The sequence below is a fragment of the Mycobacterium sp. 1274756.6 genome, from assembly GCF_001668625.1.
GTDB lineage: Bacteria > Actinomycetota > Actinomycetes > Mycobacteriales > Mycobacteriaceae > Mycobacterium.
Genome location: NZ_LZLJ01000041.1, coordinates 1 through 9,694 on the forward strand (window position 1 = coordinate 1; position 9,694 = coordinate 9,694).

General features: G+C 71.9%; 9 protein-coding genes and 1 pseudogene. 8 read left to right on the forward strand and 2 right to left on the reverse strand.

The window, feature by feature from the left end; genetic code table 11:
* The coding region (locus A5643_RS05190) for an MBL fold metallo-hydrolase (RefSeq protein ID WP_066852628.1) at positions 1–551 on the reverse strand (551 nt) is incomplete at its 3' end.
* A gap of 121 nt (positions 552–672) precedes the next feature.
* Between A5643_RS05190 and A5643_RS05195 the strand changes: the two genes are divergently transcribed.
* The 7 genes and pseudogenes from A5643_RS05195 to tsaD all read left to right on the forward strand — a co-directional run bounded on the left by A5643_RS05195 (position 673) and on the right by tsaD (position 7,492).
* Entirely contained in the window at positions 673–2,229 is a 1,557-nt protein-coding gene (locus tag A5643_RS05195; protein WP_066852616.1) for an NAD(P)H-hydrate epimerase, read from the forward strand.
* Positions 2,230–2,241: 12 nt separating this feature from the next.
* The gene (gene gad / locus A5643_RS05200; RefSeq protein WP_066852618.1) at positions 2,242–3,636 is read left to right on the forward strand and encodes a glutamate decarboxylase; all 1,395 of its coding nucleotides are present in this window, start codon (positions 2,242–2,244) and stop codon (positions 3,634–3,636) included.
* Positions 3,637–3,697: 61 nt separating this feature from the next.
* Positions 3,698–4,849, forward strand: a complete 1,152-nt coding sequence (gene alr, locus A5643_RS05205; protein ID WP_197497654.1) for an alanine racemase — start codon at positions 3,698–3,700, stop codon at positions 4,847–4,849.
* Between the two features lie 32 nt (positions 4,850–4,881).
* Positions 4,882–5,361: a tRNA (adenosine(37)-N6)-threonylcarbamoyltransferase complex ATPase subunit type 1 TsaE gene (tsaE, locus tag A5643_RS05210; RefSeq protein WP_066852630.1), complete on the forward strand. Its 480-nt coding sequence runs from the start codon at positions 4,882–4,884 to the stop codon at positions 5,359–5,361.
* Positions 5,346–6,008: pseudogene (gene tsaB, locus A5643_RS18915) on the forward strand (tRNA (adenosine(37)-N6)-threonylcarbamoyltransferase complex dimerization subunit type 1 TsaB); the annotation flags it as partial. The gene tsaE and the pseudogene tsaB, both read left to right, overlap by 16 nt.
* Before the next feature lie 6 nt (positions 6,009–6,014).
* Positions 6,015–6,470 carry a ribosomal protein S18-alanine N-acetyltransferase gene (gene rimI / locus A5643_RS18920; RefSeq protein WP_353612560.1) on the forward strand — a complete coding sequence of 152 codons (456 nt, stop codon included), beginning with the start codon at positions 6,015–6,017 and terminating at the stop codon, positions 6,468–6,470.
* The gene (tsaD, locus tag A5643_RS05220) at positions 6,467–7,492 is read left to right on the forward strand and encodes a tRNA (adenosine(37)-N6)-threonylcarbamoyltransferase complex transferase subunit TsaD (protein ID WP_066852622.1); all 1,026 of its coding nucleotides are present in this window, start codon (positions 6,467–6,469) and stop codon (positions 7,490–7,492) included. Before rimI ends, tsaD begins: the two co-directional genes overlap by 4 nt.
* 3 nt (positions 7,493–7,495) lie before the next feature.
* On the opposite strand, the gene A5643_RS05225 is transcribed toward tsaD, so the two are convergent.
* Positions 7,496–8,110, reverse strand: a complete 615-nt coding sequence (locus tag A5643_RS05225; protein WP_066852624.1) for a C39 family peptidase — start codon at positions 8,108–8,110, stop codon at positions 7,496–7,498.
* Positions 8,111–8,374: 264 nt separating this feature from the next.
* On the opposite strand from A5643_RS05225, the gene A5643_RS05230 reads away from it, so the two are divergent.
* Positions 8,375–9,625 carry an HNH endonuclease signature motif containing protein gene (locus A5643_RS05230; RefSeq protein WP_082948743.1) on the forward strand — a complete coding sequence of 417 codons (1,251 nt, stop codon included), beginning with the start codon at positions 8,375–8,377 and terminating at the stop codon, positions 9,623–9,625.
* The last annotated feature ends 69 nt before the right edge of the window (positions 9,626–9,694 follow it).

Genomic DNA, 9,694 nt, shown 5'->3' on the forward strand with positions numbered 1-9,694 from the left:
CCGTCGGCGCCATCACCCCAGTGGGCCACCGCGTTTCCCGGGAAATGGCCGCCGACCTGAACCAGCGTCAGCCCATCGGCCAGTTGCAGCGTTCCAGACCAGTGCTGGATCACCGGGTCGGGACGTCGCACCCACTCGGCGTCGGCAGCGTTGACATACACCGGCACATCGCCGAGTCGGCGGCTCCACTCCACCTGTGCACCGAACATGTGCGGGTGACTGGCCGCGATCCCGATCACCGGGCCGCGCGCGGCGACCGCCGCCACCGCGGCGTCGTCGAGAAACCCGCACGGATCCCACAGCAGATTCCCCGCCCCGGTGACCACCAGTTTGGCCTGCTGGCCGATGCCGAACCGCGGCGTGGCGCCGACCGCGATCAGCCCCTCCTCGAGGAACTCGGTCTGCGAGCGCATCCCGTCGGCCGCCAACTGCTCCAGCGTCGTCCACAGCTGTCCCTCGCGCGGCACCCATTGGCGCTCGTCGGCGCAGATCGAACAGACTTCCGGGGTGGCGTCGTGCTCCACCCCGCATGTCGCGCATGACCAGAACACGACCCCCAGCGTAGTGAAGCCGACTCGGCCACGGCCGGATTCCGGCATTAGCCGGTTACGCCGCCGCGCCCACGACGTAGCCTGGGAGGGCGCCGAGCCGAGCCGAGCGGGACGGGAGCAGATGCGGCACTACTACACCGTGGAGCAGATCCGTGCCGCCGAAGCGCCGCTGCTGGCCAGCTTGCCCGACGGGGTCCTGATGCGCCGGGCCGCGTTCGGTCTGACCACCGTCATCCTGAACGAGTTGGCCCGCCGCACCGGCGGGATCACCGGCCGGCGGGTGTGCGCGGTGGCCGGCTCCGGCGACAACGGCGGCGACGCGCTGTGGGCGGCGACCCTGTTGCGCCGTCGCGGCGTGGCCGCCGACGCGATCCTGCTCAACCCCGACCGCGCGCACCCCGCCGCGCTCGCCGCTTTTCGAAAAGCCGGCGGCCGGCGGGTCGAACGGGTCGGCGAGGGCACCGATCTGGTGATCGACGGGGTGGTCGGCCTCGCGGCGAAGGGACCGTTGCGCCCGGCCGCCGCCGAGATCTTCGCGGCGGTCGACGACTCCGGTATCCCGGTTGTGGCCGTCGACCTGCCCAGCGGCCTCGACCCGCACACCGGCGCGGCCGACGGCCCGGCGGTGCGCGCCGCGGTCACCGTCACCTTCGGCGGCCGCAAACCCGTGCACGCGCTGGGCGACTGCGGACGGGTGGAGGTGATCGACATCGGGCTGGACCTGCCCGAGACCGACCTACTCGGCATCGACGCGGCGGAGGCGGCGGCCCGCTGGCCGGTGCCGCGGCGCGCCGACGACAAATACACCCAGGGCGTCACCGGGATCCTGGCCGGATCGGCGGCGTATCCGGGCGCGGCGATCCTGTGCGCCGGCGCCGCGGTGGCCGCCACCGCCGGGATGGTCCGGTATGCCGGCAGCGCCGCCGCCGAGGTGGTCGACCACTGGCCCGAGGTGGTGATCGCGCCCAGTGCGGCGGCTGCCGGGCGGGTGCAGGCCTGGGCGGTCGGCCCGGGGCTGGGCACCGACGACGCCGCCGCCGCGGCGCTGTGGTTCGCACTGGACACCGACCTGCCCGTGATCGTCGACGCCGACGCCCTGACCATGCTGGCCGCCCACCCGGAACTGGTCACCGGCCGCAGCGCCCCGACGGTGCTCACCCCGCACGCCGGGGAGTTCGCCCGGCTGGCCGGCGAGCCCCCCGGCGCCGACCGCGTCGGCGCCGCCCGCGCCCTGGCGGAGCGATTCGGGGCCACGGTGCTGCTCAAGGGACACGTCACCGTCATCGCCGAACCCGGCGGCGGTTCAGCGAGGCTCGACGGAGGAGAGGCGAAGCTGGGACCGCCGCATCGGCACGGCGGTTCAGCGAGGCTCGACGGAGGAGAGGCGAAGCTGGGACCGGCGCATCGACCCGGCCGGGTCTACCTCAACCCGGCCGGCCAGTCCTGGGCGGCCACGGCCGGGTCCGGCGATGTGCTCTCCGGGATGATCGGCGCGCTGCTGGCCGCCGGACTACCGGCCGCCGAAGCGGCCGCGGTCGCCGTGTTCGTGCACACCCGCGCCGCCGAACTCGCCGCGACCGAATCCGGCCGCGGTGCCGCCCCCACCTCGGCATCGCCGATCCTCGCCCACATTCGCCCCGCCGTCGCCGAACTCCGAACCCGAGAACACACCCACTAGAGAGGACTGCTCGTGTCATCCCACCCCTCTGTGCCCGCGCACTCGATCGCACCCGCCTACACCGGCCGGTTCTCCTCGTCGCCGGTGCCCGCGTTGCGGATACCCAACGAGTCGATGGAGCCGGAGGCCGCCTACCGGTTCATCCACGACGAGTTGATGCTCGACGGGTCCTCACGGCTCAACCTGGCCACCTTCGTCACCACCTGGATGGACCCCGAGGCCGAGAAGCTGATGGCCGAGACGTTCGACAAGAACATGATCGACAAGGACGAGTACCCGGCCACCGCCGCGATCGAACAACGCTGCGTGTCCATGGTCGCCGACCTCTTCCACGCCACCAACCTCGACGACACTGACCCGAACAGCGCCACCGGAGTGTCGACCATCGGCTCCTCCGAAGCGGTGATGCTCGGCGGGCTCGCCCTGAAGTGGCGCTGGCGCAAGCGCCTGGAGTCGCAGGGCACGGACTGGAAGACCCGCACCCCCAACCTGGTGATGGGCGCCAACGTGCAGGTGGTGTGGGAGAAGTTCTGCCGCTACTTCGACGTCGAACCGCGCTACCTGCCGATGGCCGAGGGTCGCTACGCCATCACCCCCGAGCAGGTCGTCGATGCCGTCGATGAGGACACCATCGGCGTGGTGGCGATCTTGGGCACCACCTACACCGGGGAACTGGAGCCGGTCGCCGAGATCTGCGCGGCACTCGATGAGCTGGCCGCCAAGGCCGACGGCCCGGACGTGCCGGTCCACGTCGACGCGGCCAGCGGCGGCTTCGTCGTACCCTTCCTGCACCCGGAACTGACCTGGGACTTCCGGCTACCGCGGGTGGTGTCGATCAACGTCAGCGGCCACAAGTACGGCCTGACCTACCCGGGCATCGGCTTCGTCGTCTGGCGCGACCGTGAGCACCTGCCCGACGAGCTGGTGTTCCGGGTCAACTACCTCGGCGGGGACATGCCGACATTCACGTTGAACTTCTCCCGGCCCGGAAACCAGGTCGTCGGCCAGTACTACAACTTCCTGCGCCTGGGCCGCGACGGCTTCACCGAGATCATGCGCTCGCTGTCGGAGACCGCGCGTTGGCTCGGCCAGCAACTGGCCGCCAGCGGGCACTTCGAGTTGATCACCGACGGCTCGGCCATCCCGGTGGTCAGCTTCCGGCTCGCCGGCGACCGCGGCTACACCGAATTCGACGTCTCCCACGAGCTGCGCACCTACGGCTGGCAGGTCCCGGCCTACACCATGCCGCCGGAGGCCGAGGACGTCGCGGTGCTGCGGATCGTGGTCCGCGAAGGCCTCTCGGCCGACCTGGCGCGGGCCCTGAAGGACGACATCTTCAAGACCGTCGCCGCCCTGGACAAGACCAAACCGGGCGGACACTTCGACGAGCAGCACTTCGCGCACTGACCCGCGGCGGGCGCGGCTCGGGCACGGCATCCCCGGCACCGGCGACGGCTTTGGGACAATGGTGGCGATGACAGCGACATCCCAGGCCAGTGGGCTGATCGCCGAGGCCGCCATCGACCTCGGCGCGATCGCGCACAACATCGGCGTGCTGCGCGAGAAGGCCGGCTCCGCCCAGGTGATGGCCGTGGTCAAGGCCGACGGCTACGGCCACGGCGCAGCCGCGGTCGCGCGCGCCGCGGTCGGCGCCGGGGCCGCCGAGCTCGGGGTCGCCACCATCGACGAGGCGCTGGCGTTGCGGGCCGACGGAGTCACCGCACCGGTGCTGGCGTGGCTGCACCGGCCCGGCACCGATTTCGCGCCCGCGCTGGCCGCCGACGTCGGGGTCGGCATCTCCTCGGTGAGCCAACTCGACGCGCTGCTCGACGCGGTCACCCGCACCGGCCGTACCGCCGCGGTCACCGTCAAGGTCGACACCGGCATGAACCGCAACGGGGCGCGCGCCGCGGAGTTCCCGCAGCTGCTCGACGCGCTGCGCCGCGCCGCCGCCGACGACGCGGTCCGGCTGCGCGGGCTGATGTCGCACCTGGCCTGCGCCGACGAACCGGACCACCCGTCGAACAACCTTCAGGCACAGCGGTTCTCCGAGCTGCTGGAGCTCACCGCCGACCACGGCGTGCGGTTCGAGGTGGCCCACCTGGCGAATTCTCCGGCCACCATGACCCGCCCCGATCTGGCCTACGACCTGGTGCGGCCCGGCATCGCCGTCTACGGGCTCAGCCCGCTGCCGCACCTGGGCGATCTGGGACTGATCCCGGCGATGACGCTGAAGACCACCGTGGTGCTGGTGCGCCCGCTGGCGGCGGGGGAGGGCGTCTCCTACGGCCAGACCTGGATCGCCGACCGGGACACCACGGTCGCCCTGTTGCCGATCGGCTACGCCGACGGTGTCTTCCGGCCGCTGAGCGGGCGCTTCGAGGTGCTCATCAACGGCAGGCGTCGCCGCAGCGTCGGCCGGGTCTGCATGGACCAGTTCGTCGTCGACCTGGGCCCGGGGCCGGTCGATGTCGCCGAAGGCGACGAGGCGATCCTGTTCGGTCCCGGCCGCGACGGTGAGCCGCTGGCCCAGGATTGGGCCGACACCCTGGGCACCATCCACTACGAGGTGGTCACCAGCCCGCGCGGCCGCGTCACCAGGACCTACCGTGAGCCCTGAGGTCGGCGAACCCGCCCGACGGTTGCGTGGCCGTGCCTGACCCGCGCCCCGACCGCACCGGCCGGGCGACGCTGCCGACCGCCGCTGACACCGTCGCGCTGGGTGCCCGGCTCGGCCGGGAGTTGCGCGCCGGGGACGTGGTGGTGCTGTCCGGGCCGCTCGGGGCGGGAAAAACGATGTTCACCAAGGGAATTGCCGAGGGACTCGACGTCGACGGACCGGTCACCTCCCCGACCTATGTCCTGGCCCGGGTGCACCGGGCGCGTCGCGACGGCCAGCCCGACCTGGTGCACGTCGACGTCTACCGGTTGCTCGAACACACCGGCGCCGACCTGCTCGGCGAGTTGGACTCACTGGATCTGGACACCGATCTCGATGACGCTGTGGTGGTGGTCGAGTGGGGCGAGGGGCTGGTCGAGCGGCTCTCCGAGCGTCATCTCGATATCCGGCTGGACCGCGAACCCGGTGATCCCGACGTGCGCACCGCGACCTGGCGTTGGAGTCTGCCGTGAACGCCGGCCCGCGCACCGTGCTGGTCTTGGACACCGCCACCTCGGCGGTGGTCGCCGGCGTGCTGCGCGGCGACCCGGGCGCGGTCGGGCCGCAGGGCCTCGAGGTGCTCGCCGAGCGGGTCACCGTCGACTCCCGGGCGCACGCCGAACGCCTCACCCCCAACGTGCTGACGGCGCTGGGTGACGCGCGCGTGGGCATCACCGACGTGCAGGCCGTCGTGGTCGGTTGCGGCCCCGGCCCGTTCACCGGGCTGCGGGTGGGCATGGCCACCGCGGCGGGCTACGGGCAGGCCCTCGGCATCCCGGTCTACGGGGTCTGCAGCCTGGACGCGATCGGGGTCCGCACCAGCGGGGAGGCGCTGGTGGTCACCGATGCGCGCCGCCGCGAGGTCTACTGGGCCCGCTACCGCGACGGGCGGCGCGTCGACGGGCCCGCGGTGGCCGCACCCGCCGACGTCGACCCCGGACCGGCCACCGTCGTCGCCGGGTCCCCGCAGCACACGGCGTTGTTCGGGCTCCCGGTGCTCGACCTCGCCCACCCCGACGCGGCAGGCCTGGCGGCCGCGGTCACCGACTGGTCCGGCCCGCCGGAACCGCTGCGGCCGCGCTACCTGCGCCGTCCGGACGCCAAGAGCCGCGCCGAGCGCCAGCCGGTGCACTACGGGCCGCTGAGCAGCGCGGACGCTGAACGCTGCGCCGAACTGGAGTCGCAGCTGTTCCCCGGCGACGACCCGTGGCCGCGGGCGGCCTTCCTGCGGGAGTTGGCGGCCCCGCACAACCACTACACGGCCGCCCGGGTCGGCGACGAGGTCGTCGGCTACGCCGGTGTCTCCCGGCTCGGGCGCACCCCGCCGTTCGAGTACGAGATCCACACCATCGGTGTCGATCCCGCGCACCAGGGCCGCGGTATCGGGCGGCGGCTGCTGGCCGACCTGCTGGAGTTCGCCGGCGACGGCACCGTCTTCCTGGAGGTGCGCACCGACAACGACGCCGCGATCGGGCTCTACCGCAGTGCGGGATTCGTCACCGTCGGGTTGCGCAAACGCTACTACCGGGCCAGCGGCGCCGATGCCTACACGATGCGCCGCGAAGCGGAGGCCGGATCATGACCACGATTTTGGCGATCGAAACCTCCTGCGACGAAACGGGTGTGGGCATCGCCCGGTTGGAGCCGGACGCGACGCTGACCCTGCTGGCCGACGAGGTGGCCTCCAGCGTCGACGAGCACGCCCGCTTCGGCGGGGTGGTGCCCGAGATCGCCTCGCGCGCGCATCTGGAGGCGCTCGCCCCCACCATGCGCCGAGCGCTGGATGCCGCGGGGATCGAGCGGCCCGACGTCGTGGCCGCCACCATCGGGCCCGGGCTGGCGGGTGCGCTGCTGGTCGGGGTGGCCGCCGCCAAGGCCTACGCCGCCGCCTGGCAGGTGCCCTTCTACGCGGTCAACCATCTGTGCGGTCATCTGGCCGCCGACGTCTACCAGCACGGGCCGCTGCCCGAATGCGTGGCGCTGCTGGTCTCCGGCGGCCACACCCACCTGCTGCACGTGCGGTCGCTGGCCGAGCCGGTCATCGAGCTGGGCGCCACCGTCGACGACGCCGCGGGGGAGGCCTACGACAAGGTGGCCCGGCTGCTGGGGCTGGGCTACCCGGGCGGCCGGGTGCTCGACGAGCTCGCCCGCACCGGCGACCGCGACGCCGTCGTATTCCCGCGCGGCATGAGCGGGCCGCGCGATGAGCGGCACGCGTTCAGCTTCTCCGGCCTCAAAACCGCGGTGGCCCGACACGTCGAAGCCCACCCCGACGCCCCGGCGGCCGATGTCGCCGCGGGTTTCCAGGAGGCGGTCGCCGACGTGCTGACGATGAAGGCGGTGCGCGCCGCCACCGACCTGGGGGTGTCCACGCTGCTCATCGCCGGCGGAGTGGCCGCCAACTCGCGGCTGCGCGAGCTGGCCGAGGTCCGCTGTGCGGAGGCCGGGCTGACGTTGCGGGTGCCGCGGCCGCGGCTGTGCACCGACAACGGGGCGATGATCGCCGCCTACGCCGCCCAGCTGGTCGCCGCGGGCGCGGCGCCGTCGTCGCTGGACGTGGCCACCGACCCCGGGCTGCCGGTGAGCGTCGGGCAGCTGCGCTAGCGGTCAGCGGGTGACGATCAATACGTTGTCGCCGGTCGACCAGGCCTGGGTGAACGTGGCCATCGGGATCTGTTCGTCGCGGCCGGTGGGGGTGCCGCTGTCGTTGAGGTGGACGACATCGGAGCGGGTGTCGACGCCGGTGACGACGACGGCGTGATCAGCCTGGCCGCGCTGCCCCTGTGAGGAATTCCAGATGGTTTCGGCGTTGACCCCGGCGATCACCTTGTGTCCACCGGCGAGGTGCTGTTCCAACCCGGCCATGGTGTTGCCGGTGCTGAGGTCGGATGCGATGTCGTATTTGCTCAGCAGCAGTACGAGATCTTCCGGGGAGGTGCCGTCGAAGGCGTAAACGCTGCCGCGGTGGACCTCGCTGTGGGTGAATACGCCGCGTAGCTCGATGCCCACCTGGGAGGGCTCGCGGCCGGTGACCTGGCCGACCACGTCGGCGACGGCCATCAACCCGCAGTCCTCCTGGTGCTGGTAGCGCCAGTAGGGAGCGGCGGCGCCGGGATCGCCGTACATCTGACCGTCGGGGTCGGCGGAGCCGGGCGCGGCGACCCCGAGGGCGACGGCGAGCGCCACCACGGTCGCGGCGGCAGCGCGCATTCCGATCATCATGGCGCCGAGTGTTCGCCTTGTTGCTGCGACGGGGCTGGGTATTGCCGCACAAGCCGATGGGGAGCGGCCCGAGTGGTTGCGGCGGGTCGGTCCGGCCGGCACCCGGGACGGTGGTGTTGGAACCTGGACGTAACCCCTATGGCTGCTGGGGCTGCAGTGACGGGTGTTTCGGCTCAGTAATCACTTGCGTCCCAATAATTTTGGTGGCCGTTTCCGGCCGGTTCTGGGGTGCGCGATGTCGTGGCGGCGCGCTATAATTCGAACATGCGTTCGAGTAGCCGGGAAGAGGTCGTCGAAGTCTTCGACGCCCTAAGCGCCGACCTGTCGCGCGCCCTGAACCTGTCCTTCGACGCCCTGACCACCCCCGAACGACTCAACCTGCTCGAACGCCTCGAAACCCTGCGCCGCCAACTGCCCGCCCTCGAACGGCCCCTCATCAACGAACTGACCCACGCCGACCCCGACGAACTCGGCGGCAAACTGCGCTGGGCCTTAGCCGACCGGCTCCACATCACCCGCGGCGAAGCCAAACAACGCATCGACGAAACCGCCGACCTACACCCCCGCCGCCGCTTCGACGGCCAACCCCAACCACCACTGCTGCCCACCACCGCCGCCGCCGCGGCCGCCGGGCGCATCAGCAGCGCCCACATCCACATCATCCGCGACTTCTGGCACCACCTCCCCCACGACGTACTGCCCGAGATGGCGGCCAACGCCGAAAAACACCTCGCCAACCTGGCCTGCCAATACCGCCCCGACGAACTGGCCAAACTCGCCGCCTGCCTCGCCGACTGCCTCAACCCCGACGGCCTGTTCTCCGACGTCGACCGCGCCCGCCGCCGCAACCTCACCCTGAGCCGCCAAGACGCCGACGGCATGAGCAACCTGACCGCCACCCTGACCCCGACCGCCCGCGCCGCCCTCGATGCAGTCCTGGCCCGCTGGGCCGCCCCCGGCATGTGCAACCCCACCGACCCCACCCCGTGCGTCGACGGCACCCCCAGCCAAGCCGCCATCGACAACGACGACCGCACCACCGGCCAACGCAACCACGACGCCCTCGCCGCCCTGGCTACCGCCATGCTGGCCTCCGGACAACTCGGCACCCACAACGGCCTGCCCGCCACCATCGTGGTCACCACCACCCTGGCCGAACTGGAGACCCCGCCCCGCACCAAACTCAGCGGCGGCGCCAAAGCCCACACCGGCGGCGGCACCTGGCTGCCGATGAGCGACGTCATCAAACTCGCCGCCCAAGCCCACCACTACCTCGCCATCTTCGACGGCGCCAAACCCCTAGCCCTCTACCACGCCAACCGCCTAGCCAACACCGCCCAACGCCTACTGCTGTACGCCACCGAACGCGGCTGCACCCACCCCGGCTGCACCGTCGGCGCCAACTGCACCGAAGTCCACCACATCACCCCCTACGCCCAACAACCCCGCACCCACGCCGACGAACTCACCCTGCGCTGCGGCCCCCACCACCGCCTACTGAACTCCGGACGCTGACATGTCGACCAGTACGGCTAGCGGCCACCCGATTGCCGCGGGGTCACCGAAGAGGCTTCGGGATCAGGG